General features: G+C 38.4%; 24 protein-coding genes, 2 tRNA genes and 1 riboswitch. Of the genes, 14 read left to right on the top strand and 12 right to left on the bottom strand.

The features are described from left to right. Positions 1-93: 93 nt before the first annotated feature. Together AB7942_RS16905 and AB7942_RS16900 are read left to right on the top strand one after the other, a co-directional pair. Positions 94-167, top strand: a tRNA-Gly gene (locus AB7942_RS16905). A gap of 10 nt (positions 168-177) precedes the next feature. Further along, a tRNA-Ile gene (locus AB7942_RS16900) sits at positions 178-251 on the top strand. 77 nt (positions 252-328) lie between these two features. Here AB7942_RS16900 and sleB read toward each other — a convergent pair. Both sleB and AB7942_RS16890 read right to left on the bottom strand, forming a co-directional pair. Next, positions 329-1,051: a spore cortex-lytic enzyme gene (gene sleB, locus AB7942_RS16895; protein WP_369447759.1), complete on the bottom strand. Its 723-nt coding sequence runs from the start codon at positions 1,049-1,051 to the stop codon at positions 329-331. Between the two features lie 247 nt (positions 1,052-1,298). Beyond that, on the bottom strand, positions 1,299-2,327 hold the full coding sequence (locus tag AB7942_RS16890) for a LacI family DNA-binding transcriptional regulator (protein ID WP_369447758.1): 1,029 nt from the start codon (positions 2,325-2,327) through the stop codon (positions 1,299-1,301). A 504-nt stretch (positions 2,328-2,831) separates the two neighbouring features. Here AB7942_RS16890 and AB7942_RS16885 point away from each other — a divergent pair. The 10 genes from AB7942_RS16885 (at position 2,832) to pgmB (ending at position 14,681) form a co-directional block, all read left to right on the top strand. Further along, positions 2,832-4,517 carry a sugar phosphorylase gene (locus AB7942_RS16885; protein WP_369447757.1) on the top strand — a complete coding sequence of 562 codons (1,686 nt, stop codon included), beginning with the start codon at positions 2,832-2,834 and terminating at the stop codon, positions 4,515-4,517. Between the two features lie 12 nt (positions 4,518-4,529). After that, a complete protein-coding gene (locus AB7942_RS16880; protein ID WP_369447756.1) occupies positions 4,530-5,828 on the top strand; it encodes an ABC transporter substrate-binding protein in 1,299 nt (432 codons plus the stop codon). Positions 5,829-5,853: 25 nt separating this feature from the next. Continuing rightward, positions 5,854-6,735 carry a carbohydrate ABC transporter permease gene (locus AB7942_RS16875; RefSeq protein ID WP_369447755.1) on the top strand — a complete coding sequence of 294 codons (882 nt, stop codon included), beginning with the start codon at positions 5,854-5,856 and terminating at the stop codon, positions 6,733-6,735. Continuing rightward, complete coding sequence (locus tag AB7942_RS16870; protein ID WP_483310882.1) at positions 6,728-7,576, top strand: carbohydrate ABC transporter permease; 849 nt, start codon at positions 6,728-6,730, stop codon at positions 7,574-7,576. The genes AB7942_RS16875 and AB7942_RS16870 overlap by 8 nt, the downstream gene beginning before the upstream one ends. Positions 7,577-7,610: 34 nt before the next feature. Further along, positions 7,611-8,669: a zinc-dependent alcohol dehydrogenase gene (locus tag AB7942_RS16865; protein WP_369447753.1), complete on the top strand. Its 1,059-nt coding sequence runs from the start codon at positions 7,611-7,613 to the stop codon at positions 8,667-8,669. A 106-nt stretch (positions 8,670-8,775) separates the two neighbouring features. Further along, positions 8,776-9,570: a sugar phosphate isomerase/epimerase family protein gene (locus AB7942_RS16860; protein WP_369447752.1), complete on the top strand. Its 795-nt coding sequence runs from the start codon at positions 8,776-8,778 to the stop codon at positions 9,568-9,570. Between the two features lie 16 nt (positions 9,571-9,586). Then, complete coding sequence (locus tag AB7942_RS16855) at positions 9,587-10,621, top strand: Gfo/Idh/MocA family protein (protein WP_369447770.1); 1,035 nt, start codon at positions 9,587-9,589, stop codon at positions 10,619-10,621. After that, positions 10,618-12,846, top strand: coding sequence for a glycoside hydrolase family 65 protein (locus AB7942_RS16850; RefSeq protein WP_369447751.1), 2,229 nt, complete (start codon positions 10,618-10,620; stop codon positions 12,844-12,846). Before AB7942_RS16855 ends, AB7942_RS16850 begins: the two co-directional genes overlap by 4 nt. 15 nt (positions 12,847-12,861) lie before the next feature. Next, positions 12,862-13,995, top strand: a complete 1,134-nt coding sequence (locus AB7942_RS16845; protein ID WP_369447750.1) for a glycerate kinase family protein — start codon at positions 12,862-12,864, stop codon at positions 13,993-13,995. 2 nt (positions 13,996-13,997) lie between these two features. Further along, positions 13,998-14,681, top strand: coding sequence for a beta-phosphoglucomutase (gene pgmB, locus AB7942_RS16840; RefSeq protein ID WP_369447749.1), 684 nt, complete (start codon positions 13,998-14,000; stop codon positions 14,679-14,681). Positions 14,682-14,753: 72 nt separating this feature from the next. Here pgmB and AB7942_RS16835 read toward each other — a convergent pair whose 3' ends face one another. The 4 genes from AB7942_RS16835 to cidR all read right to left on the bottom strand — a co-directional run bounded on the left by AB7942_RS16835 (position 14,754) and on the right by cidR (position 18,535). Beyond that, complete coding sequence (locus AB7942_RS16835; RefSeq protein WP_369447748.1) at positions 14,754-16,199, bottom strand: DEAD/DEAH box helicase; 1,446 nt, start codon at positions 16,197-16,199, stop codon at positions 14,754-14,756. A 283-nt stretch (positions 16,200-16,482) separates the two neighbouring features. Next, entirely contained in the window at positions 16,483-16,857 is a 375-nt protein-coding gene (locus AB7942_RS16830; protein ID WP_257208862.1) for a hypothetical protein, read from the bottom strand. 15 nt (positions 16,858-16,872) lie between these two features. Next, positions 16,873-17,391: an acyl-CoA thioesterase gene (locus AB7942_RS16825; RefSeq protein ID WP_369447747.1), complete on the bottom strand. Its 519-nt coding sequence runs from the start codon at positions 17,389-17,391 to the stop codon at positions 16,873-16,875. 250 nt (positions 17,392-17,641) lie between these two features. Next, complete coding sequence (cidR, locus tag AB7942_RS16820) at positions 17,642-18,535, bottom strand: cidABC operon transcriptional activator CidR (RefSeq protein ID WP_098933412.1); 894 nt, start codon at positions 18,533-18,535, stop codon at positions 17,642-17,644. Between the two features lie 252 nt (positions 18,536-18,787). Between cidR and desA the strand changes: the two genes are divergently transcribed. After that, complete coding sequence (desA, locus tag AB7942_RS16815) at positions 18,788-19,819, top strand: Delta(5) desaturase DesA (protein WP_098933523.1); 1,032 nt, start codon at positions 18,788-18,790, stop codon at positions 19,817-19,819. A gap of 81 nt (positions 19,820-19,900) precedes the next feature. Beyond that, complete coding sequence (locus tag AB7942_RS16810) at positions 19,901-20,416, top strand: response regulator (protein WP_088085271.1); 516 nt, start codon at positions 19,901-19,903, stop codon at positions 20,414-20,416. A 61-nt stretch (positions 20,417-20,477) separates the two neighbouring features. On the opposite strand, the gene AB7942_RS16805 is transcribed toward AB7942_RS16810, so the two are convergent. From AB7942_RS16805 to AB7942_RS16780, 6 genes are all read right to left on the bottom strand, one after another. Beyond that, a complete protein-coding gene (locus tag AB7942_RS16805) occupies positions 20,478-22,085 on the bottom strand; it encodes a ribonuclease J (protein ID WP_483310881.1) in 1,608 nt (535 codons plus the stop codon). 226 nt (positions 22,086-22,311) lie between these two features. Next, on the bottom strand, positions 22,312-23,199 hold the full coding sequence (gene dapA / locus AB7942_RS16800; RefSeq protein ID WP_369447769.1) for a 4-hydroxy-tetrahydrodipicolinate synthase: 888 nt from the start codon (positions 23,197-23,199) through the stop codon (positions 22,312-22,314). Positions 23,200-23,328: 129 nt separating this feature from the next. Beyond that, positions 23,329-23,509: riboswitch (Lysine riboswitch) on the bottom strand. A 99-nt stretch (positions 23,510-23,608) separates the two neighbouring features. Further along, positions 23,609-23,803 (bottom strand): hypothetical protein, encoded by a 195-nt coding sequence (locus AB7942_RS16795; RefSeq protein ID WP_088085274.1) that lies wholly within the window; start codon positions 23,801-23,803, stop codon positions 23,609-23,611. A gap of 92 nt (positions 23,804-23,895) precedes the next feature. Continuing rightward, positions 23,896-25,110: an MFS transporter gene (locus tag AB7942_RS16790; RefSeq protein WP_369447745.1), complete on the bottom strand. Its 1,215-nt coding sequence runs from the start codon at positions 25,108-25,110 to the stop codon at positions 23,896-23,898. A gap of 13 nt (positions 25,111-25,123) precedes the next feature. Next, positions 25,124-25,543, bottom strand: a complete 420-nt coding sequence (locus AB7942_RS16785) for a MarR family winged helix-turn-helix transcriptional regulator (RefSeq protein WP_088090280.1) — start codon at positions 25,541-25,543, stop codon at positions 25,124-25,126. Positions 25,544-25,916: 373 nt separating this feature from the next. After that, positions 25,917-26,669 carry an SAM-dependent methyltransferase gene (locus AB7942_RS16780; RefSeq protein ID WP_369447744.1) on the bottom strand — a complete coding sequence of 251 codons (753 nt, stop codon included), beginning with the start codon at positions 26,667-26,669 and terminating at the stop codon, positions 25,917-25,919. Between the last annotated feature and the right edge of the window lie 183 nt (positions 26,670-26,852).

The raw sequence follows: 26,852 nt of genomic DNA, 5'->3' as shown, positions 1-26,852 counted from the left end.
GGCTATAGCCAAGCGGTAAGGCATCGCACTTTGACTGCGACATGCGTTGGTTCAAATCCAGCTAGCCCAGCCATTTTGCTTATTTTTTTCAACGCGGGTGTAGTTTAGTGGTAAAACCTCAGCCTTCCAAGCTGATGATGAGAGTTCGATTCTCTTCACCCGCTCCATTTCAATATTGGGCCTATAGCTCAGCTGGTTAGAGCGCACGCCTGATAAGCGTGAGGTCGATGGTTCGAGTCCATTTAGGCCCATCATAAATATATCCATCAAAAAAGACTTGAAAGCTTTAAATAGCTTTGAAGTCTTTTTTTTGTTATAGATAAAACAGCTATTTACAAAATATATGTTTACCAATTCTTTTGATCTGTGGTCGACTCCAGATCCAACTACTTGTCGCGGTATCAGGATTAAAATAGTAAATGGCTTCACCGCTAGGATCCCAGCCGTTAATGGCATCTAGGACCGCTTTTTTCGCAGTTGCATTTGGAGTTAAATTAATCTGTCCATCCGCAACCGCAGTAAAGGCCCCCGGTTGATAGATGACACCTGCAACCGTATTTGGGAACGATGTGTGGCTGACTCGGTTCAAAATAACAGCTGCAACAGCGACTTGCCCCATGTATTCCTCGCCGCGTGATTCCCCGTATACAGCGTTTGACATCAATTGAATATCATTTTGAGAATAACCGTTAGGTACATTAGCGGAATTGTTATTATTACCTGATGATCCTGGCTCATACTTAGTCGCTTTAACAATAGCTGCTTTTGTTTTTGCCCCGACAACACCATCAACAGGCAGACCGAATTGATCTTGAAAATTGCGTACGGCCCAGTATGTATTCCAGCCAAATACACCGTCTACCTGACTAGTATAAAAACCGTTATATTTGAGCCGTGACTGCAACTCAATCACGTCATCGCCAGTGGAACCTCTTTGCAAAACTTGGCTTGTGAATGCTTGTACGTCTTTACTTTGTTCGCTAGTGATTATAAACACAACAAATAGAAGCATTACAATCAAGGGTGATTTGAAGAAAGATCTTCTCTGCATACCTAACCTCCTAACTTTTTATTCCTTTACCATATATTCTTCCAATATCTACTCTTTAATATTTACTCACTTCAATAGACCCTATAATTTTTTTATGTTTATAATGGACAGGGTTTTCGATGTGTACCTTTACCTGTATGTGTTACTGGTAGTATTTAGAAATGAAATTGTTGGTTTACAAAATAGGAAAGTAACTAATTGTGACCTGTAAAAAAAGGATACCGTCTGATAACGGTATCCTATTTCACTATTTATTAGACTCGATAACATTTGCTACGGAGTTCTGAATGATCATTTCGGTTGGCACTATTATTGGACTATTTATGGCTTTGTTTTCTTTAATTTTATCAAAAAGAAGTTTAGTACCAGCATCACCTAATTTTTTTACTGGGATTTCTATCCCTGTTAACGATGGTGACAGAAATGCTGAAATGTTAGAATTACTGTAACCAACTATGGATATGTCGTTTGGAATAGAAATACCATGATCTGACGACGATTTATAAAGACTCAATACCTTTAAATCGTCTGTCGCAAAAACAGCAGAAGGTCGGTTAGGAGAAAGAAGCAGGCTCGTAGCTGATTCGTATGCAGTATTTACTGTGTAGCCACTATTAATGATCCATTCTTCTCTTAATGGTAGTCCATATTCCTTTATACAGTCTTTATATCCTTCTAATCGATCGATTGAAACATGGTAATCAAGTGGTGAGTGTAGACAAGCAATTTCCCTATGTCCTTGCTCAATTAAAAATTTAGTTAAATTATAACTATCTTGATAGTTATTCGTATCCACAGAATAAATATTGGTATATTCCCCGTCTACTTTTCCGATCACTACAATTGGAATGTTAAAAACATCTAATTGTTTGAAAAAGTCTTCATTTGCTGGAGAACTTAACATAATTATTCCTTTTATCATTTTTTCCTTTATTTTAGTGATGCATTTTTCAAGTTCATCTTTACTGTTTCTCGATGTCTGTATAATTACGTCAAAATTTTCTTCCTCCGCATTTGAAGAAATTCTGTGTATAATCTCAGAGAAAAATGGATTGTTAGAGGTTGTTTTGGCAGAACGTGAAACCACCATAATGGCATCAAAACCAGAAGAAAGAGCACGGGCCAATTTGCTAGGCTGGTAATTTAATTCTTCAATTGCTTTTAATACACGTTCCCGTGCTTCCTCAGAAATATTACTTTGGTTATTAAGGACACGAGATACTGTAGACTTCGAAACATTTGCAACACGAGCTATATCATAAATTGTGTGAACCAATATCTCACCCCCTCTGTAAATATTATGAATGTCTAAATTAAAATAGATACGTAATAAACTTTTCTAGAATAGTTATTTTAATGGCTGCGTGCTAGAAATAATCAAGCAGCTATCATATTTTATAATGAATACGTTTGCATTTGTGAGAGCAATATAGGATTCATTATATTGATGAATGAAAAATGTAGCAATAGAAAGTTTTTGGTGATTACTATATTAATAGTATCGTACAAGAGACACCCACAGATATGGAAAAAACAGAAGTATTAGTATTAGTGTTGACAGAAAACGTTTTCTATATTATATTAACGTCGTGGGAGCGGTACCATGAAATTTTATTTTAAAAAAATGTATATTTCTTTAAAATAATGCGGTACCATAGGAATATCAATTAAATAAAAATATATTTTTTTACCTTTTATGGGAGCGGTACCATGAAAATATTATTCAATGAAATAATATTTTTTTATCCTTGATGGGAGCGGTACCACAAAGGAGGAAACCATGAAGAAAATCAAAGAAAGACTTTCATTTATCTATGATAATCAGGATATAAATCCAATTTTAGAAAGTATTGAGGTTCGCATTGCAAATACTAAAACAAAATCTCTTAAGCCAAGAAAACAAAATTGGGATGAAAAAGATCTAGTATTAATTACGTATGGCGATCAATTCTATGAAAATAATAACCCAACTTTAGATACTTTTAAGAAAATGTTTGACCAATATCTAGCAGACAAATTTGAAATTGTTCATCTGTTACCTTTTTATCCTTATTCATCTGACGATGGCTTTTCTGTTATAGATTATAAAAAAGTAAACCCGATCATCGGTAATTGGGAACAGGTTGAGAATTTATCAAAATCAGCGAGAATAATGTTTGATGATGTTTGCAATCATATATCGGCAAAGAGTGACTGGTTCCAAGAATACTTAAATGGTAACCCTGAATATGAGAATTTTTTCGTTGAAATGGATCCAACCGTTGACCTAAGCTCAGTTACCAGACCTAGGGCCCTTCCTTTATTAACAAAATTTAAATTGGCAAATGGTGAGGAAAAGCATATTTGGACAACTTTCAGTGAAGATCAAATCGATTTGAATTTTAGTAATCCACAAGTTCTATTAAAAATGATCGACGTTTTACTATTTTATTTAGAGCAAGGGGCAGAATATATTCGTTTAGATGCAATCGGATTTATGTGGAAAGAGGTTGGAACTACTTGTATCCATCATGAAAAGACACATGAGATTGTTAAACTGTTCCGTGATGTTGTAGAAGAAGCGGCCAAAGGAACGGTTATTATTACGGAAACAAACGTACCACATAAGGATAATGTTGCCTACTTCGGAAATGGAACGGATGAGGCACATATGGTTTACCAGTTTCCACTGCCGCCTTTAGTTCTGAATGCCCTGCACAATGGAAATGGAGTCGCACTCACTAAATGGGCGAGCGAGCTGCCGCAAACGGAGAAGGAAACAACATTTTTTAACTTCCTAGCTTCCCATGATGGAATTGGATTGAATCCGATTCGCGGCATTATTCCAGAAGAAGAAATTTTAGCGATGGTAGAGGACTTAAAGAAAGAAGGGGCCTTGGTCAACTACAAGAAAAACCCTGATGGAAGTGAAAGTCCATACGAAATTAACGTCACTTACATGGATGCATTAAATAAGCAATCGGATGATGACGAGATCAGAGTAAAAAGATTTTTAGTCGCTCATTCTATTCTATTAACTCTTCCTGGTGTACCAGCTGTTTATATTCAAAGCGTGCTCGGATCCAGAAATGACTATGACGGTGTTTCAAAAACAGGAATGAACCGATCGATTAATCGACAAAAATACAACTTAACAGAGATTGAGAAGGAATTAGACAATACAGATTCTTTACGATACAAAGTTTTTTCTGAGTTAACAAAAATTCTTCAATCTCGTAAAAACGAAACCCTATTCCATCCAAATGCAGCAATGGAAGTCATCGATTTTGGAGAGAATGTGTTTGCTTTTAAAAGGGTAAATCAACATCATGATAGCCTTTTAGTAGTAAACAATCTAACAAATGAAATGGTTAAGTGTGAAATAACCGGAAGATATATAAATATTGTTAATGGCGAAAAAGTTGAATGTCATGAAGATTTAATGTTAAACCCATATGAATTCATGTGGTTAAGACCAATTGACTAGGGGGAATTAGTTTTGTTTAAAAAGGGCTTAAGTCTAGCAATTCTTTTGTTAGTAGCTTTTGCATTAACTGCATGTGGCAGTAATCAGAATGCGGATGGAAAAACTACAATCGAATTTATGCACTCCTCTGTTGAACAAGAGCGTTTGGCTGTAATTAATGAATTGGTTGCAACATTCGAAAAGGAAAATCCAGATATAAAAATAAAACAAATTCCTGTAGAAGAAGATTCTTATAATACTAAAATTATTACATTAGCAAGTGCAGGTAAACTTCCAACTGTACTCGAAGTAGGACAGGATTATGCAAAAGTAATGGATAAAGAGGTACTGATTGATAAAGATGCCGTTAAAGAGATTATTACTCAAGTCGGTAAAGAGAATTACTATGATGGTGCCTTGAAGTTAATGAGTACGGAAAATGGAAAAAGCTATACAGGTGTTCCAATCAGCGGCTGGGTTCAAGGCATCTGGTACAACAAAGAAATGCTTGCAGCTAAAGGATTTGAGGAACCAAAAAATTGGGATGATGTAATCACAATTGCTAAAGCATTTACGGATAAAGAAAATAAAAAATATGGTATTGCCATGCCGACAGTAGAAGGCGGATTCTCTGAACAAGCCTTTTCACAATTTGCACTTTCAAATAATGCGAATGTGTTAGACAACAAAGGTAAGTTAAATATGAATACACCAGAAATGAAAGAGTCATTAACTTATTATAAAAAATTGTCTCAGTACACGATGCCTGGTTCTAATGATACCACGGAAGTAAAAGATGCCTTCATGAACGGTACGGCGCCAATGGCGATTTATTCAACTTATATTCTTCCTCCTGTATTTGAAGAAGGAAATGCCCAAAATATTGGATTTTCTATTCCAAATGAAAAGAAAAAGGCTGTTTTCGGAACTGTTTCTGCTTTAACTATTTCTTCTTTTTTAGAAAAAGACCAAAAAGAAGCTGCTAGTAAATTTGTTGCGTTCATGTCAAAACCTGAAAACATGACAAAATGGGTTTTAATGTCTCCAGGGGGCGCTCAACCAGTAAGCAAACTCGTAACTGAAAATGAAAACTATCAGGCAAATGAAGTTGTAAAAGCATTTGGTGATCTATCAACTGAAATTGCTGCATCTTTTAATGACATTCAAGTATTTGGTTTAGTAGATAGTAAAAATTTCCTGAAAATGGGTGATGTAACTAGTTCAGGAGCTATTCCTAAATTAGTTAACAATATCACGGTTGGCAAAAAAGATATCAATGGTGAAATGAAAAAAGCTGAAAAAACACTCGAAGATGTTTTAAAGAAAGAATAAATTAGTTCTCCAAAGGGAGGGTAACATGAAAACGAATATAAGAAAAAAAACGGATATTAAATTGGCATTAGCTTTACTTTTTCCAAGTATCTTCTTGCTTTTATTGCTAGTTGCATATCCAATGGTGGCAAATATTCAAATCAGTTTCTTTGATCAACCAATTAATCCGAGATTAAGCGCCACTTTTGTAGGATTAAAAAACTATATAGATATCCTTACAGATGCTGAGTTTTTTAAATCATTAGGGATTACTCTTTTGTACATGCTGCTTACAGTGGGAGGCAGCACGGCAGTTGGATTAGGGATTGCAATTTTCTTTAATCGTCCCTTTAAATTTCGTAAAACTGCTCGATCTTTAATCATTTTGTCTTATGTAACACCATCGATTTCATTAGTTTTTGCGTGGAAATATATGTTTAATAACGGCTATGGTGTTGTTAATTATTTGGGAGATAACGTTTTACACTTGTTTGATCAGGCACCTCTCTGGTTTGACAACCCGATTAGCAGCTTTTTCTTAGTATCGCTTTTTGCGATTTGGAGATACTTCCCGTACGCTTTCATTTCGTTTTTGGCTATCCTTCAAACCATTGATTCTACGTTGTATGAAGCAGCTGAAATTGATGGAGCAAGTGCTTGGGGGAAATTCAAAATTGTAACGTTACCTGCAATCATGCCAGTCTTGTTAACTGTAATAACACTACGTTCAATTTGGATGTTCTATATGTTCACAGATGTATACCTTTTAACAAACAAAGTAGATATTCTCGGAATTTATTTGTATAAAACAGCTTTTGCGTTTAACGATTTAGGCAAAGCAGCATCAATTTCCGTAATATTGTTCATTATTCTCTTTATTGTCATTATGATTGCAAGAAAGCGGGTGAATTTAAATGGCAATGGCTAGCAGTAAAAAGAACAAAGTTGCAAAGACGGCAGGTTTTTATACGGCACTTGTAGCAATTTTAACTTTGTGTCTGTTTCCATTTTTCATTATGTTGATGACATCCTTTAAAAGTTCGAAGGAGGCAGTTTCCACAAATCCGACTTTCCTTCCAAAAGAATGGACATTACAGCATTATCTCGATATCTTCAATCCGGATATCTTCCCATACCTTTCCTATTTTAATAATAGTTTAGTCGTGTCTCTAATTGCATCGATACTTTCGGTTGCCATTGGTATCTTTGGAGCATATGCTCTTTCAAAACTAAACTTTAAAGGAAGAGTTACAATTAATGCCAGTTTTTACACAGTTTATATGTTTTCAGGTATTTTGCTAGTCGTGCCATTATTTAAAATCATTTCAGGATTAGGTTTATATGATACAAAAACTTCTCTAATCATTACGATGATTGTGCAGACATTACCAACTGCAATCTTCATGTTAAAAAGTTACTTTGATACGATTCCAGTTGACTTTGAAGAAGCCGCGATGATTGATGGATTAAACCGTGTCCAGATTATTTTTCATATCATTATCCCATTATCGCTTTCCGGTATCATTTCGGTATTTGTATATGCCTTTATGATTGGATGGAATGACTATTTGTTTGCATCCATTTTCTTATCCGATTCAGCCAATTTCACTTTACCAATTGGATTAAATGCACTGTTCAGTACACCAGATTATGTTTGGGGACGAATGATGGCAGCATCGCTCGTAACAGCATTACCAGTTGTCATTATGTATGCCATTTCTGAGCACTTTATTAAGGGAGATGCAACAGCTGGCGGGGTCAAAGGTTAATAGACTTGAAAAGACGAGAGGAAGTAATGTAATCATGAAAAAGCTAGTAGCTGTAGAACCAAGAAAAGCGGAATTAGTAGAATATGAAGATCGACATGTACAACCAAATGAAGTGAAAATTGATGTTTATTTTGCAGCACCTAAACACGGTACTGAAGTAATCGACTTCCGTGGTCAAACCCCTTTTATGGGTGAGAATTTTAATGAAGAATGGCGCATGTTCATGCCGCGTGAAGAGGGTACAGCACCAGGAATCGTGTTTGGTGAATTTCAGCTTGGTAACATGGTAGTTGGTAAGATTGTTGAAATTGGCAGTGATGTAACAGAGTACCAAATTGGCGAAACGGTATGTACGTATGGACCGATTATGGAGACTGTTATTGTGAATGCTATAAATAACCACCGATTACGCAAAATGCCTGAGGGAGCAAAATGGCAAAATGCGGTTTGTTATGACCCTGCACAATTTGCCTTGAGCGGAGTGCGTGATGCACAGGTTCGTGCAGGTGATTACGTTGTGGTCGTGGGACTTGGAGCAATCGGTCAAATTGCCATTCAACTAGCGAAAAAAGCAGGGGCAAGCATTGTCGTCGGTGTTGACCCTATTGAACACCGCTGTGAAATAGCACTCCGCAATGGTGCAGATGTATGTTTTGACCCTACTTCCTGTGATGTAGGATATGAAGTGAAAAAGCTAACAAATAAAATGGGAGCTGACTCCATTATTGAAACAAGTGGAAATTCTGCAGCGCTTCAGGATGCATTAAAAGGAATTGCCTATGGCGGAATCATTTCTTATGTCGCTTTTGGAAAACCATTCCCTGCAGGATTAAATTTTGGCCGTGAAGCTCATTTTAACAATGCCAAAATTGTCTTCTCGCGTGCTGCTAGTGAACCTAATCCTGATTATCCTCGCTGGAATCGTAAGCGAATTGAAGATACATGCTGGGAATTGTTAATGAACGGTTATCTTAATTGTGAAGATATTATTCAACCAATCGTTACTTTTGAAAACAGTGCAGAAGCATACATGGAATATGTGGACCAACACCCTGAGCTAAGTATTAAGATGGGAATTGAATATAAAAAATAATCGTTTATTTAAATGCGTTCGTCTCAGTTACAATCTGACTGAAATCCATACATTTATGTAATGATATGGATTTTAGTTTTACATCGGTAAATTGGAGGAGTTATCAGTGAAAATAGGTACACAAAACCAATCGTTTTTTCCTGAAGGTATTAAAGAAAAGTTTAGATATTTAAAAGAAGTAGGCTTTGAAGGCTTTGAAATAGACGGCAAATTTTTAGTCGATCATTTAGATGAAGTAAAAGAAGCGATTCTGGAAACAGGAATTCCGGTTACGACAGCATGTGGTGGGTATACAGGCTGGATAGGGGACTTTATTGAAGAACGACGCTTAAACGGCTTAGCAGAAATTAAACAAATTCTAGAAGCGCTCAAGGAAGTCGGAGGAAAAGGCATCGTAGTTCCCGCTGCATGGGGCATGTTTACCTTCCGCTTACCACCAATGGTTTCACCACGAAGCCAGGCAGGTGATAGAAAAGCTGTAAGTGATTCGCTGATTTACCTGGATAAAGTAGCAGAAGAAACGGGCACAACTATATTCTTAGAGCCATTAAATCGCTATCAAGATCATATGATAAACACCCTTGCAGATGCAAGAACTTATATAGAAGAAAATGAGTTGAAAAACGTTAAGATCATTGCTGATTTTTATCATATGAATATTGAAGAAGATGATATTTCTGAAGCCTTGCACCAGAATCGTGATTTAGTTGGTCATATTCATCTGGCCGATAATCACCGTTATCAACCTGGAAGCGGCTCCCTAGATTTTCAAAAGCACTTTAATCAGTTAAAGGAAGACGGCTATAACGGATTCTTAACAATTGAATGCCGTGTCAGAGGCAACGACCCGGAAGCAGAATATATTAATGCCTTACGTCACCTTCAAGAATCATTAATTTGAGAGGGGTTAAATCGTGATCAAAAAGAGAGTTGCGATCATCGGCGGAGGACAAGTAGCGGAGAAGGTGCACATTCCTAACTATCAAGCACGCGAAGAACTAGAAATAGTCGCAGTTGTTAGTCCAAACATTGACCGGGCAAGGAGTTTTGCTGAACGGAATGGTATTCCTCGTGTTTACACAGATGCTGCTGAAATGTTTGAAATGGAAAAGCCGGATATTGTTAGTGTCTGCACGCCAAATAAGTATCATTATGAAAATGTGATGCGAGCCTTGGAATTTGGGTGCGATGTTATGTGTGAAAAACCTCCTGCAATTTCTGCCGCTGAAGCAAAAGATATGCAGATTGCTGCTCAAAAAAACGACTGCATTCTAGCTTATAATTTTCACCATCGATTTGCTGATGATGTGAAAATTTTACGTGAAAGTGTTGAAAATGGTGTGCTTGGTGACATCTATGTTACGAAGGCAAAAGCTCTAAGACGCTGTGGAATCCCTGGCTGGGGGACTTTTACAGATAAAGAAATTCAAGGCGGAGGACCTCTTATCGATTTAGGAGCACATATGTTGGACGCCGCTTTATATGTACTTGGTTTTCCGAAAATAGAGAAGGTTACGGCGAAAATGTACCAAAAGATTGGAACAAAGAAAACCCAAGGAACACTGGGAGAATGGGATCCGCAGAAATTTAAAGTGGAAGATTCCCTTTTTGGATTTATAGAATTAGAAGGAGGCCGCCTATTACAACTAGAAACCTCCTTTGCCTTAAATATCAAAGAGACATCTGTCATGAATGTTGAGTTTTGCGGGGATCAAGCAGGAGCAACCTTGTTTCCTGCCCAAATCTATACGGATGAGAGCGGAGAGTTGGTCTCGTTATTATCAAGAGAAGAGGCAGACACAGACCGCCATCATAAAAGTATGTCTGCTTTTATAGATAAGTGTTTAGGAAAAGATGTCATGGTTGCAGACGGTAAACAAGGATACATTATCCAACAACTAATAGAAGCTCTATATCAATCTGCTGAAAAGGGTGAAAGTGTATCCTTATGATAAATGAACAAATAATCTACGAAAATAAATTTGATTTACATTCCATCAATAAATTTGCTAGTTTAATGACATTAGGAAATGGCTACCTAGGCTTGCGTGCTACGTATGATGAAGATTATTTTGAACAAACACGTGGTATGTATGTGGCTGGTATTTATAATAAAGCAGCTGAAAACGAACCATCAGATTTAGTGAATTTGCCTGATTTGGCAGGTATAAGAATCGAGATTGATAACGAGATTTTCTCTTTGTTAAATGGGGAGATTCTTTCCTATGAACGCTTCTTAAATCTTGCAACAGGGGAATTAAAACGTGAGTTATTGTGGAAAAACAGAGGCGGGGCACGATTCCGATTTGTTTTCCAACGTTTTGTCGCTAAAAACAACCTGCATGTATTCGCATCAAAAATGACCGTTACGAGCTTAGATCAATCTGCTAGTATCAAAATTGTAACTGGAATTAATGCTCAGCAGACCAATTTTGGGAAACAGCATTTAATTGAAGAAAAAGTTCGTGTGTTTGATGAAGAAGTAATGCAGGGAGTTTATAAAACGACGGAATCGGGACATACGATTGCGCTGGCAACGCGTTGTAAATGCTCGGCTGAGAGCGAAGTTTCATTTGCAGCGAAGAATCGCCAGCTCCATACGACCATTAAGCATGGCCTAAATGTTAACATTCCATTTCTCTTTGAAAAACTTGGTACTATTTTCACCTCACTTGATCAAGGTGTGGATGGGCAAGACCCCGAGGCAGCGAGTATCAAAGAATTAAGTGAAATTTCACCGTTAGGGTACGATACATTACTGGAAATGTCAGCGCTTAAATGGAAGGAGTTTTGGCAGGAAAAACGGATTCACATATCATCTACTGATAAATTTGATCAAACAGCAATGGATTTTTCCCTTTATCATCTCGAGATTATGACACCAGCCCATGATGAACGTTTTAGTATCGGCGCAAAGGGTCTGACTGGAGAAGGCTACAAAGGACATGTTTTTTGGGATACGGAGATATTTATTAACCCGTTTCATCTATATACAGAACCGGAAACGGCAAAGAAACTACTAATCTATCGATATTTACATTTGCAGCAAGCAAAAGAAAAGGCTGCACGAAATGGTTATGAGGGAGCATTGTACCCATGGGAAAGTGCGTTTACTGGGGAAGAAGAAACACCTGAATTTGCCGCTATTAATATCAGAACAGGAAAACGGCAAAAAGTCGCATCTGCATTAGCTGAGCATCACATTGTCGCAGATATAGCTTATGCTGTTGTTCAATATTATCAAACGACCCTTGATGAAGAATTTATGAAAAAAGAAGGGCTAGCGCTACTTAAAGAAACAGCACGGTTTTGGATTAGCCGAGCAGTTCTGGAGAATGGACAGGTTTCCATTAAGGATGTTATCGGGCCTGATGAGTATACGGAACACATTGACAATAATGCGTATACAAACTATATGGCGTATTACAATGTGGAGCAAGCCCTTTATTTTATGGAACAATATGGTGAAGTTGATGAGCAGCTGAAGGAGCAGGGACGAGCTTTCATCAACCGTTTGTATTTACCAAAACCCAATGAGCAGCTAATCATTCCACAGGATGATACTTTCTTGAATAAGCCGGAGATTGACCTATCCCGCTATAAAGAAAATCAAGGCAGCCAAGGGATATTATTGGATTATTCAAGGGCAGAAGTCAATGAAATGCAAATATTAAAACAAGCAGATGTTGTCATGTTAATGTACTTGTTTCCAGAACTATTTGAATCAAAAGTTGTTTCGAAAAACTTAAGTTATTACGAAGAGCACACCATTCATGATTCATCGTTAAGCAAAGCCATTCATGCTATTGTCGCTGCAAGATGTCATGAAAGTGATGCTGCCTACCGCTTTTTCCAGGAGGCATGCTTAATTGATTTGGGTCCCAATCCACACTCTTCAGACGAAGGACTTCACGCTGCATCACTTGGGGCGATCTGGCTAACAGCTATGTTTGGATTTGCTAATATTTCATTAACAAATAATCAATTGAAACTTGATCCTAGGTTACCAGCAAGTTGGTCTGAATTAAAATTCAAGTTAACTATACAGGGTTGCCCGTTAGAAATCGTTATGACACATGAGAAAGTAGTAGTTTCTAAGTATTTAGGACCGAATCTTTTACTAGAAATTAACGGAACGGAATACCTTTTGACTGATCGAATTGAAGTGAATTCATAAATCAAGGAGAAAACAATGAAAATTGTTATTGCACCAGATTCATTTAAAGAAAGTCTAGCTGCAGATCAAGTAGCAAAAGCCATCCAAGCTGGGTTCATGAAATTTTTCCCTGAAGCAGAGTATCATTTACTGCCAATTGCAGATGGCGGTGAAGGAACCGTTCAAGCTTTATCATCCGCAACCGGCGGGAAAATGGAAACCATCACGGTAACGGGACCTTTACATGAACCAGTTAAGGCAAAAATTGCTTTTTCCAACGATGGGAAAAAAGCCTTTATTGAAATGGCAGAAGCGTGCGGGTTGCATCTTGTTCCATTAAATCGACGAAATCCATTACAAACAACTTCTTATGGTGTGGGTGAACTAATTTTGCATGCCATTAACCGCGGCGCTGTCGAACTCATTATTGGAGTTGGGGGAAGTGGGACAAATGATGGCGGCATGGGGATGGCTTCAGCGCTAGGTTACCAATTTTTCGATAAGAATGGCGAAATAGTATACGGTGATGGTCAAGATTTGTTTCAAACATGTTCGATGTCTGATATACATCGGGATAAACGATTAGATGATGTTAAAATAACAATTGCGGCAGACGTGGATAATCCACTGACAGGTCAAAATGGTGCGACTTATGTGTATGGACCTCAAAAAGGTCTGCCTGAAACCATGTTATTTGAAGTAGATCAAGCAATGGGTGAATTTTATCATATGGCTTGCGGTCATTTAGGTAAGGACGTCACCAACCTTCCAGGAAGTGGTGCAGGCGGCGGCATGGGTGCGGGCCTAATACTATTTGCTAATGCCACTATTAAAAAAGGCATTGATCTGATGCTCGAGCAATTAAAGGTTAAGGAAGTTTGTCAGGATGCTGACATCGTGATAGTTGGGGAAGGGAAAATAGACGGGCAAACCCTGTATGGCAAAGCACCGATGGGCGTTGCATTATGTGCTCCGCCACAGGCCAAGGTTATTGCGATATGCGGAAGTGTGGGAGTCGGCAGTGAGGCACTTTATGAATATGGGTTTGATGCCATTTTTCCAACGATTCCTGCCTTACTTCCAATTGAACAAATTATGGATGGAGCCTACACGAATATTGAGACAACCGCTCGTAATATTGCTGCGCTTTTTCAAAAAGGAGGGAATTAAGAATGGTAAATCCAACGATTGAGTCAGTCGTATTTGACCTAGATGGGGTCATAACAGACACCGCCCATTTTCATTATTTAGCGTGGAAACAGCTCGCTGAGGAGCTAGACATTATCATAGATGAGATTTTTAACGAACGGTTAAAGGGTGTTAGCCGTATGGATTCCCTAGAGTTAATATTAAAAGAAGGAAACCGTCAAAACGACTTCACTTTATCAGAAAAGGAAGAAATGGCGTATAAGAAAAACCTTCATTATTGTGACTTATTAAAACAATTAACACCAAACGATGTTTTGCCTGGAATCTTAGAATTAATATCCAATATAAAAGCAGAAGGAATTCCAGTTGGATTAGCGTCAGTTTCGAAAAATGCTGGTACGGTTTTAAAAGCATTAGACTTAGAAGGAGCTTTTGATTATATTGCCGATGCCGCGAAAATTAAAAAGTCCAAACCAGATCCAGAAATTTTCCTAACAGCCTGTAAGGGATTAGGGGCAAGCCCCAAGCGGTCGATTGGAATCGAAGATGCTCAAGCGGGTATTGAGGCTATTAATTCAAGCGAAATGTTTTCAGTTGGAGTTGGAAACACGCTTCGTGATGCCGATTACCTAGTAGGATCAACAAATCATCTCCAGTGGAAAAGTATTAAAGAGGCATATGAAATTTGTTTAAAAGGTTCTAAATAAGGACTACAATCGGTCAAATATAAAACACAGGACGATTATGATATCTATAATCGTCCTGTGTTTTAATCATCCCTATTTAAGCGCCTTGCTAACCTTTAGCTTCTTTCCTTTAATCGTTGCATTCTCCATCGCCTGTAAGACGAGTGAACCCTTGCCATTAAGAATATCAACATAGGTCATTTGATCCTGGATGGTGATAATGCCAATATCATCGGCTGTGACTCCTGGGATTTTTGCGATCGTTCCAACAAAGTCAACCGCGCGCATCTTCTTCTTTTTTCCACCGTTGAAATGGAGTTTCGTGATGCCTTGGTTAATCCGGGCCGTTTTATTATTTCTCACGACACGTCTGCCGCTGATTTTTTCCTCGAAGGCTTCTTTTGCTCTAGCCACTTCAGCCGGTTTTGGAGCCTCCATTTTAGGAATCTCAAAGCCAATATATCTTTCAATTGCTCGGACAAATTTTCCTTCAAACGGTGTGGCGAACGTAATCGCCTTTCCTTCATTACCCGCACGGCCGGTTCTTCCTGTTCGGTGGACATAGCTTTCTTTTTCCATAGGGACGTCATAATTGATGACCAGGGTTACATTATCAATATCAATTCCTCGTGCGGCAACATCCGTTGCGATGAGGTAACGGAAATTCCCCATTTTGAAACCATCCATAACCGCAAATCGATCTTGCTGTTCTAATCCACCATGGAGTCGTTCACAAGAATAATTGGAGCTTTCCAATTCCGAATAAACGGTATCAACATGTTCTTTTGTTCGGCAAAAGATAAGACAGCTGTCTGGATTTTCAACGACCGTCACATCTTTTAGAAGCGATAGCTTGTCTTCTTCTTTTCCTTCTATTAACAGATGCTCAATCGTATCTGTCGTGACTCCAGTAGAGGCAATCTCGACATTCACAGGATTGTTCATATATTTATGGCAGAGATTTTCAACATCCTTTGGTAAGGTAGCCGAGAATACCATCGTGACTCTGTCTGAAGGAAGTTCTTTTATAATGGCTTCCACTTCGTCGATAAAACCCATATTCAGCATCTCATCCGCTTCATCAATAATAAGATACTTTATTTCGTCTAGAACGAGGGTTTCTCTGTCTATATGGTCCATAACACGTCCCGGAGTACCTACCACAACATGCGTTTTTTGCTGCAATTCTTCTTTTTGCTTCGAAAAGGGTTCTTTTCCATAAACGGCCATCGCCTTAATCCGCTTAAATCGGCCGATATTCGTTACATCTTCGCGAACCTGAACAGCAAGCTCTCTTGTTGGAGTAAGAATTAAGGCCTGAGGCTTTCTTTCTTCCCACTCCATCATGTCACAAATAGGTATCGCAAAGGAGGCAGTCTTGCCGCTGCCTGTTTGCGACTTCACGACCAAGTCCTGATTATTCAACGCTAATGGAATGACTTCCGTTTGAACGTCGGTAGGAGTGTCGTATTTTAAAATAGCAAGTGCTCTTGTGATTTCTTCACTTAAATTATAATCCGTAAAACTTTTTTCGCTCATGTATTAACCTCATTTATTTGTATTATCCGGCTTATCTATAGGATTTCTCGCAAAGAAATATCGTATGCATAATCTGAATATGCTCCATTATACTTGATATATTGTAAAAAACGAACAGTGACTAGCACTGTTCGCACCATTAATTCAAAAAGAAGAAGCAGGAACCATGAAAATGATTTCTGCTTCTTCTGTAAAAGTGGCGTAATGGGGGAGACGTTAGTGACAATATATAGTAACTTCTAATATTAGGTTATTAATGGCAGTTGAAAGGCTATCGACTAATCTACTTAATACTAGAAGCTCCTACTAATGATTCTGGTGTCATACCGGATACTAAAAGGCTGATTTTTGCGTAACCGATATTTTTGATTTCAGAAAAAGTTTGTTTCAATACTTGGGAATTTTGGTCATCTTTTAATTTTTGTAATTCCTTTTTATACAAGCGCAGAACAGATCCGTACACAAAATTAGGGGTATTTTGACCAGGATCCTCATCCATAATTAAACATCCCATGTATTGATATTTAAATTGGAATGCTCGGGTAAGATTCACAACATCCAATAGTTTTTTAAAAAGATTTGGATAGTCTTTTTGAAATTTCTCAAGGGCTTCGTTGGCTGCTTTTAATTCATCAATACTAGATAATGTTATCATCATAAATTCTTCCTCCTCTTAATTGTCCCAAGGTTTTTCTAGTGAAATAAACTCAGCTAATTCTTTACTTTTTTGTCTTTTTAATTTACGAATTTCTGCTCTTTCTTTGCCTGTTGTGTAGAGGAATTCTTCTTCCTCGGTTTCAGGGATAATACTTGGAACTTCAACAGGCCGCTTATTTTCATCTAAAGCTACAAAAGTCAAAAATGCCGTAGCTGCAATGCGGCGCTCGCCATTCATCATATCTTCAGCGATAACTTTACAAAAAACTTCCATAGAAGTTCTACCTGTATATGATACAAATGATTCGACACAGACTGAATCAGTTTGATGGATAGGGCATAAGAAGTCGATATGGTCAGTAGATGCAGTTACGCATTCTTTAACTCGAGAATGCCTGCGGGCTGATAACGTTGCTGCATCATCCAGTTTTTTCATCAAAACGCCGCCAAACAATGTATTGTAATTATTTAAATCACATGATAATACTTGAGCTGTATTAATAATGCGGCTTTCTTTCGCTTTTTTTGCTTTCATTAAGTTGCGCTTCCTTTCATGATTGGATTCTAGCTATTTAATACTATATCCACGTGTTAAAAGGTGTTTTCTTGCCTGAAACAAGTGTACGCCGCATTGTGGAGTTAGTAAAATGGTTATATTTTATCTATAGCATAGCTTTTATCTATGTAAATGCTTTCAATTATGCATTATATAAATAGTGGATTTTTAGATAATAAAAGACGGTTCCATTATTATGAACCGTCTGACTAGTATAGGGCATATAATATTAATCTAGAAATCCCTTTGTGAGCTGTTCTTTAGTGAACTTCAGCCATTCTTTTGCAGCATAGGAGAAGTATTGATCTTTGCTCCAAATAATGGCTAGGTTCCAACTGATGGACGGGTTTACTACTTTAACTGACTTTATATTTTTATTTAGATTATTGCAAATACTCTCCGGCAAAAGGGAAATTCCAAGTTTGAACGAAACCATTTCTTCAATAAAAGACTGCTGTGAACTTTCAGATATAATGTGTGGATTAAAGCCCACATTGTTACAAGAATGAATAATTCGATCGTTTAAGACAAAGTCCTTATTAAACAAAATAAAGGATTCGTTAGCCAATTCAGCTAACTGGACTTCCTCTCTTTCTGCTAGTGGGTGTGATGGGTGAAGGATGAGCTTTAGGTCTTCTTCCATAAAAGAGAAATGGTTGAAGAGTTCGTTCTTAGTCGGAAGAACAATGATTCCAACATCCAGAAGATTTTTGCCCACATCTTCTTCTATTTTCTTTGAACCATCTTCTACTAATTGAAAAGTAATCCCAGGGTACTTTTCGTGGAAGCTGCCAACAATTTTGAGGAAATCGTGCGCATTAAATATGGGAGGTAATCCAATACGAATATGCCCCTTTTTTAATCCTGTAAGGTTGTCCAATTCCGTTTCTAAATTTTTAAATGCTTTGTCAATTAACTTTGCTTGTTCCAATATGATTAGACCTGCATCGGTCAAGGCTAATTGCTTACGGGAACGATCAAAAAGAGCAACGCCCAACTCCGACTCAAGGTTTTTAATCATTTTACTAATGGTTGGTTGGGTAATAAATAAATGATCAGCTGCTCGGGAAAAACTGTTGAAATTCGACACTTCAATAAAATATTGTAAATGTTTGATATCCAATATGTACACCTGCTTGTAATTGATTTTTAGGATGGATATATCTATAAAGTTTCTTGAAATAGATTATATTATCACAAAGCCACCATCTTTTATAGCAGACAAAAATCAGTAACGCAAATTGCATTTTTGAAAAAAATATCATGAAATGTGACATTTGTCATACCCTGTACATGACACATGCTACTAACAAGGACAAATTCCTTCGTTTATACTTTGGTTAATAACGAAACTAAGGAAGGGAATTCAAATAAAATGACCTTACAAAATACGAAAACTTTAAAAAAACAAGTTGCTCCCTTTGAAAAATCAACGACAAAAGAAAGTGTATGGCAGATCATTAACACGGTCGTACCATTTATTGGCTTGTGGTACCTTGCCTATTTAAGCCTATCCGTTTCCTATTGGTTAGCATTAGTTCCAATTGTGGTAGCCGCAGGATTTTTAACGAGGATTTTCATCATCTTTCATGATTGTACCCATCATTCATTCTTTAAAAGCCGCCGGGCTAACCGAATCGTTGGAACTGCGATGGGTGTGTTAACGGTCTTCCCGTTTGATCAATGGGGACATGAGCATTCTGTCCATCATGCGACAAGTGGTAACTTGGATAAACGCGGAACAGGTGATATTTGGACACTTACAGTAGATGAATATTTAGCAGCACCACTTAGACTTCGTCTAGCCTACCGTTTTTACCGTAATCCATTGGTCATGCTTGGATTAGGTCCGATTTATGTGTTCCTTCTTAAAAATCGATTTAACCGCAAAGGTGCAAAACAGAAGGAACGTAACAACACTTATTTAACGAATGTTCTAATCGTTGCTTTGATTGCCTTGCTTTGTTGGGCAATCGGATGGCAGGCGTTTCTACTAGTACAAGGTTCAATTTTTATGATTTCCGGAGCTGCTGGTATTTGGTTGTTTTACGTACAGCACACTTTTGAAGATTCTTATTTTGAAGAGGACAAAGAGTGGGAATATGTAAAAGCGGCAGTAGAGGGTAGCTCTTTCTATAAGCTTCCAAAAGTTTTGCAATGGCTTACTGGGAATATTGGTTTCCACCATGTTCATCATTTAAGTCCACGGGTGCCTAACTATAAATTGGAGGAAGCACATAATAATACGCCTCCGTTACAAAACGTACCAACCATTTCTCTTGCTACAAGCTTAAAGTCAATACGTTTCCGTTTGTGGGATGAGGAAAGAAAGAATTTTGTGAGCTTTAGAGAAGTCAAAGCTTTAGCTAAAAAGAGGTTTTCCGTACAAGTTAAACCTGAAATCTAACTAGATCAATAAAGGCTTGCTCCCCTTAATTTAAGGGGAGTTGTTACTTACATAACACTGACAGATAAGGAGGGAACTTATATGATTCGAATTGTTATTGCTGAGGATCAGGAAATGCTGCTAGGGGCGATTGGTTCTCTCCTCAATTTGGAAGAGGATATGGAAGTAGTCGGGCAGGCGAGCAATGGGGAAGAGGCCCTTGCACTAGTGCACCGGTTGCAGCCGGATGTTTGTATCATGGATATTGAGATGCCTGAAATGAGCGGTCTTGAGGCAGCTGAGTCTTTAAAGGCATTTGGTTGTAAGGTTATAATCCTAACAACCTTTGCCAGGAGTGGGTATTATGGGAGGGCCTTACAAGCGGATGTAAGCGGCTATTTATTGAAGGATAGCCCGAGTGAGGAATTAGCAGGATCGATTCGCAGCATCATCAATGGACAGCGAATATACTGCCCCGAACTAATCGATGAAGACTCAAACCAAAACGAACAGAACATCGAAGAGTTCCAGCCGCTAGCCGAGAGAAAGACAAAAATTAGCACAGTCAGAAATTACCTGACAACCATCCTAGATAGAATAAAATTACCAACAGGTTAAAAAATAAGGTGTCAGGCACCATGTGAAATCTTCACATGGTGCCTGACACCATTTTTTTGTTTTAAATTTCAATAATAATAGGGAGGATCATTGGCTTTCTCTTTGTTTGGGTGAATACATATTGTCCGACTGATTTTTTTATGTTTTGTTTGATTACATTCCATTGCCGGATATTCTCACTTTGCAGGTCATTAATGGTTTTCTTAGCAAGGCGGTTAATCTCTTTTAGAAGTTCATCCGAATTTCTTGCGTACACGAAACCACGTGTAATGGTGTCCGGTCCGGATATAATCCTTCGGTCACCTTTATTAATGGTTATCACAATTACGAGCATGCCATCCTCAGAAAGCTGTTTACGGTCTCGTAACACAATGTCCCCGACATCGCCAACGCCCATCCCGTCCACATAGGTATCTCCTGCTGGAATCGACCGAGTCTGACGGGCCACCTGGTTTTCAACATCGACGACATCACCATTTTTGATAATGAAGGTATTTCCCTTCTCAACTCCAACGGACTCGGCTAACAACCGGTGGTGATGCAGCATTCGATATTCACCGTGAATCGGAATGAAATAGGTCGGCTTCATTAAGGTAAGCATCAGTTTTAAATCTTCCTGATAGCCATGACCGGACACATGCATACCCGTTGAACTTCCGGATCCATAGATAACTTTGGCGCCCAGTTGAAATAAATTGTCAATGATCCGAGAAACGTCCTTTTCATTTCCCGGTATTGGAGATGCTGCTAAAATAACCGTGTCTCCAGGATAAACGGCTACATCGCGGAAATTTCCGCTAGCGAGACGAGCAAGGGCAGCCATTTGCTCCCCTTGACTACCCGTACAAAGGATGACCACCTTTTCAGGAGAAAGTCGATCAACTTCGCGTGGTTCAATGATCATCCCATCAGGAATGGTTAAATAACCACGCTCAATCGCAACTGAGACCACATTTACCATACTCCGGCCAAGGAGCGCGATCTTTCGATTAGCCTTTATCGCCGCGGCAACCACTTGTTGAACACGATTCACATTCGATGCAAAAGTGGAGATAAAGATTTTCCCGTCAGCTTTCATAAAGGCCTCATCCAAATTGTCACCAATCATTTGCTCAGACGGTGTTAGTCCCTTACGCTCAGCATTGGTACTTTCAGATAATAAAACTAACACACCTTGCTGACCAATATCGGCCATTTTATGAATATCTGAATGTTGATTATTCACAGGTGTTAAGTCGAATTTGAAGTCACCGGTATGAACGACATTACCTTCAGGTGTATGAAAGACAATACCGAGACAATCAGGAATACTATGGCTTACCCTGAAAAAGGATACAGTGGTTTCACCAAACTCAAGTTTTGAATTAGAATCAATCGTCATGAGCTTCGTGTTTCCGTGAAGTCGATGCTCGTCAATTTTTAATTCAATTAGCCCAAGTGTAAAATGGGTAGCGTAGATAGGGATATTCAATTTTCGTAAGATATAAGGAATACCGCCAATATGATCTTCGTGCCCATGGGTCACAATTAGAGCACGGATCTTCTCGTGATTTTCTTCCAAGTAAGTAATATCGGGGATAATCAAATCAATTCCTAACAAACTTTCATCTGGAAATTTACCGCCGCAGTCAACGATAAAGATATCTTCAGCGTATTGAACCACATACATATTTTTACCGATTTCATTGATGCCGCCTAAAGAGAAAATGGATAATGTACTATCATTCGTTCGCAAAGTAAAATCCTCCTTAACCCAAGTAAATAAGAATAGTATGCCCCTTTGGATTTACTTTATCGGAAGGAGAGAGGTAAATCTTTTGTCGACCACCAAAAAAAACTGCCACAAACCCTGTTTTATTGAGGTTTGTGGCAGCTTGTTTTTATCGGTGGATTAATTATATTAATACTTTAACATTGCTCGCTGGTAGAACACCTTGTAGTGCTCTTTGCTCTTCGGTGGTTAATGGGAGCAATGGCAGGCGAAGACCTCCAACGTTCACTCCATTCATATTCAATGCGGCTTTTACCGGTGCTGGGTTTGGTGCCGCAAATAATGCTTTCATAATCGGGAGAAGACGGCGATGGGCACTAGCTGCATCTTGGACATTCCCATTTTTAAAATGATTAATCATTTCTTGTATTTCATTACCAATGACATGGGAAGCAACGGAAACCACTCCAGCTCCACCAATGGCTAAAACCGGCAATGCTAAGCCATCATCACCACTATAAAGGGTAAAATCACTTGGTGCTTGGCTAATAATTTCAGCCATAGCATCTAAGTTACCGCTTGCTTCTTTTAAGGCGACAATATTTGGAATCTGTGAAAGTCGAACAATGGTCTCTACCGACAGGTTGACCACACTTCGGCCGGGGATATTATAAAGCATAATCGGTAATGGTGTAGATTCAGCAATCGCTTTGAAGTGCTGATACATGCCCTCTTCGGATGGTTTGTTGTAATAAGGAGCAACAAGCATAATCCCATCGACTCCTGTTTCTTCAGCCAGCTTTGTTAAGCTGATGGAAGCTCTCGTGTTATTGGAGCCCGTTCCAGCGATAACCGGAACTCTTCCATTGACAGCGTCGACAACAAATTTAAATAAAGCGACTTTTTCTTCCGTTGTTAATGTAGGAGATTCTCCGGTTGTACCAGCAACTACGATTCCATCAGTACCATTTTCAATTAAATAATCAACAAGTGTTCTAGTCGCGTTAAAATCTATTTCACCATTTTGATCAAATGGTGTAACCATAGCGGTTAAAACTTGGCCAAAATTCATCATTTCTCACCCTTTAATTAAAATTTTTTTAAAATTTAGAGGTGGGTAAGGCCATTCATAATTTAACGCAAAAAAGCAACAACGAGGGTTCGCTGTTGCAGTAGAAACATAAAAAAAATAAGTTCCCGTGCGTAAGATAGCCCTCCATATAGTTTCCTATATGACAGTTCTGTATTTTTTCAATAGCAGAACCAGCTTCAAGACCAATGAGATTCATTGAAGCTTCGGCAAATTCCCCTTTTCACAATCATCATTGGACCTCATTATCCTCCTATTGTGTACTCATGGTCTTTGCGCCTCTATCCTCACTTCAAAAAACGTGAAGTAAGAAAATATATAATTGATAGTAAATATATCAGAATATTCCCTTTGGTTCAAGGGCAATTAGAACTTTATTTTAAAATTCACACTATATTTCTGCCGTTTCTAAACTCAGTTTATCCTTTTCAACTTCTAAGGCAGATACAATATAAGCAAACCCGTTCATAACAAAATAAATAACATTAGATTGGACCCGTTCCTTTTCTCCCAAATAAGTATTTATGATAATACTGAAGGAAAAAAAGACAACAAATGATAATGCAATTTTATTAAAAATTATCATGTCTACCGACCCCTTTAATTAGGATTCTTATGTTTATCATATTTGCTATAAACCGGTTTTATGCGTGCCTTCGATTGGCCGGTTACCTGAAGTCAATTAGGGTCGGGGGTTGGTCCAGTCATAATCGTCCTTCCTGAACGCTCTTTCTTGCCGTGTAAAAAATAGTAAAGAATTGAGGTTGCCAGAGCGACAATACCTAAGATGACATACAGGTTGCTAAAGCCGGTTAATGGAATAATAAATCCAAGGATATATGGACCGAATCCAAGTCCTGCATCAAGAAAGATAAAGAAAGTCGATGTCGCCAAACCCATCCGATGGGGAGGCGTTAACTTAACGGCCACTGCCTGGGTGCTTGACTGCATGTTACCGAAACCAAGGCCAATTAGAACACCTGCTAGCAATAAAGTGATGCTGATACTAGCTGAACTTAACAGAAACAAGCCGACTGCTAAGAGGAAAAAGCCCGGATACATAATAAAGTTTGCACCCTTCAGGTCCATTAAGCGGCCTGTGATCGGGCGTGATATCAATACTGCGATAGAATAGACTAGGAAGAAGAAACTCGCCGTACTAACTAAGTCAATTTCGATCGCATAAAAGTTAATAAAAGAAAGAACGCTGGAATAACAAAAAGCTACTACCAGTGTAATGACAGCGATGGGCAGTGCCTTTGGCTCAATATAGTTGGAAAGCTTAAATCCTTTTACTTCAGATGTTTTTACAGATACAACTAATGGAGGCACATCAACAAAGAATGCTGTGATTAAACTGATTACCCCTAAAGCAAGAGAGAAGATAAAAATCATTTGGAAATCTGTATGTTGGGTCATATAGAGTCCGATGAATGGCCCGATAGCAGTAGCGAGTGTCGCACTCATGCTGAAGTAGCCGATCCCTTCCGCTTTTCGAGCAGCAGGGATAATCTGGGCCACAATCGTACCTGTAGCAGTCCCCACCATTCCCCCTGCAATCCCATGGAGTAAGCGGGTAATAAGCAGGAAGGTAATCCCGAAGTTCACAAAATACAAAAGAAGCGTCAAAATAAATAAAATGATACCAATGAATAACGTTTTCTTTCGGCCAATTGACTCAATAAACCGGCCAATCAACAACCGGCCAATTAAAGACCCGACAATAAATATTCCTGTTACAAGCCCTGCTTGACTTGTAGAAGCACCAAATTCATCGACTGCATAAACACCGATGATTACGATTAATAAATAAAAGACTAAAGTTACGAAAAAATTGACCGTGGAAACAATGGTGAAATCCTTTGTCCACAGTTTAGCTCTAGGTTGAGTCACTTATTAAAACCCCTTATTTAATAATATTTTTACGAATTTCCCCCATAATGCGGATGGCCTCGAGCTGTTCATGCTCTGAGATGCCTTTTAAAATGTCCGTTTCATACTGATCAATCGTCACACGGACTTCCGTATATACTTTTCTCCCAAGCTCTGTCAGCTGTGTTCTCTTTTCACGTTTATCATTGCTCGGAACCTGCTCGACATAGCCCAATTCTTCCAAGCGGTTCATGGTCCGGGTGACAGTGGGCTTCTCTACGTATAAATAATGAGAGAGTTCCACTAGCGTTGCTGAGCCATTATTGAATAAGTAGTAAAAAATCGACCATTGCGCTCTATGGAGATGATGCTCGGCGAGATGGATATTAAGTTTATTCTCGAACGGACGGTACAACATTAGTAATTGGTGGAAAAATTTTTGAGAAGTATTTATTTGAAACACCCCTTGTTAAATGGTTAGTTAGAGTAATGATTACCTTGGGTAACTATTATAGTATAACAGAAATGATATTAAAATGTCTAATATTAGAGGTGGGGTGATACTAATCAAACGTTTGATTGGAACGGGATGAGGCCTTGGTGTATATGGATTTTCGGGGTAAAGACTTTTTCTGGATAAACTAACCAAACGATTGATTAAAAGGGTATGAGGCCTTGGTGTATAAGGTTTTTATGAGGTGAATAATTTTTTATGAAAAAAACTAATCAAACGTTTGATTAAAAAGAGTAGATAATTTACCTGAAAAAATTAATCAAACGTTTGATTAAATGTGGATGAAGCCTTGGTATTGCTCTATTTTTTCCTATTAGTTATTTCGATACAAATACAGACCAAATCCTAAGGTATCTCTGCCCCATGTCAAATAGGTCCGGCGCCATGTGCGAATTCGCTGCAGCATCGCTTCACAATCGGGATCATCTGGATTTTCAAGACAATAATTCTCGACTGACATCGAATAAAGCCATTCGTAATCATCCCAGTCATCATCATTAGCAACATAAGACCAAAGTGGGATTAAACCTAATTCTTCACCAGCCTTAACGGTATCCGCATGGCTTTTACATTCCGACTCGTCTGCACCGCCAAGCGCCTCTAAATACTCAGGACTGGGAGTCTGCTTCCAATAGCCTTCACCTATTAAAATGTGGCCATTTTTCTTTACAAGACGTTTTAGTGTTTTAAGTGTAGGTTCCAGTCCGCCCAAGGCATGGGTAGATCCGATACAAATCCCAAAATCATACCCGTCTGGATCACATCTCTCAACCGCCGTGCTGGCATCTTCCACGATAAACTCAATACTGCCTTCAGGAATTCTAGTGCTTGCATTCCGCTTCGCTTCCTCAATGGACCCGTCATACAATTCTATTGCAGTGGCCGATACTTGGTAGTTTTCCACCAACCGAATTAACAATTCGCATTTACCAGCCCCAATATCAATCACCTTATCTGATGCTTTAGGCGATACAATTCCGAGCATCTTCATAATTTTTGCCTCGCTGATTGGATTACTAAATGCATGATTACGATGGGCAATAGCTGAAAATTTGTTTCTATCCATAGATAATGTCTCCTTTTCTATTACAAGTGGATGTGGGTTCTACCTAACGCTTTCCTATTTCATTTATTATCTTTATCCCTTGAATGTCAACATAATATTGTAAACTTCTTGTTATTGAAGACATCGAAACCTTTGAAGTATATTTTTAACTATAATAAACCAAGCACTCGATTGGGAAGTAAT

It is taken from the genome of Neobacillus sp. BF23-41, assembly GCF_041106275.1.
This window is presented reverse-complemented; position numbering and strand designations above follow the sequence as displayed.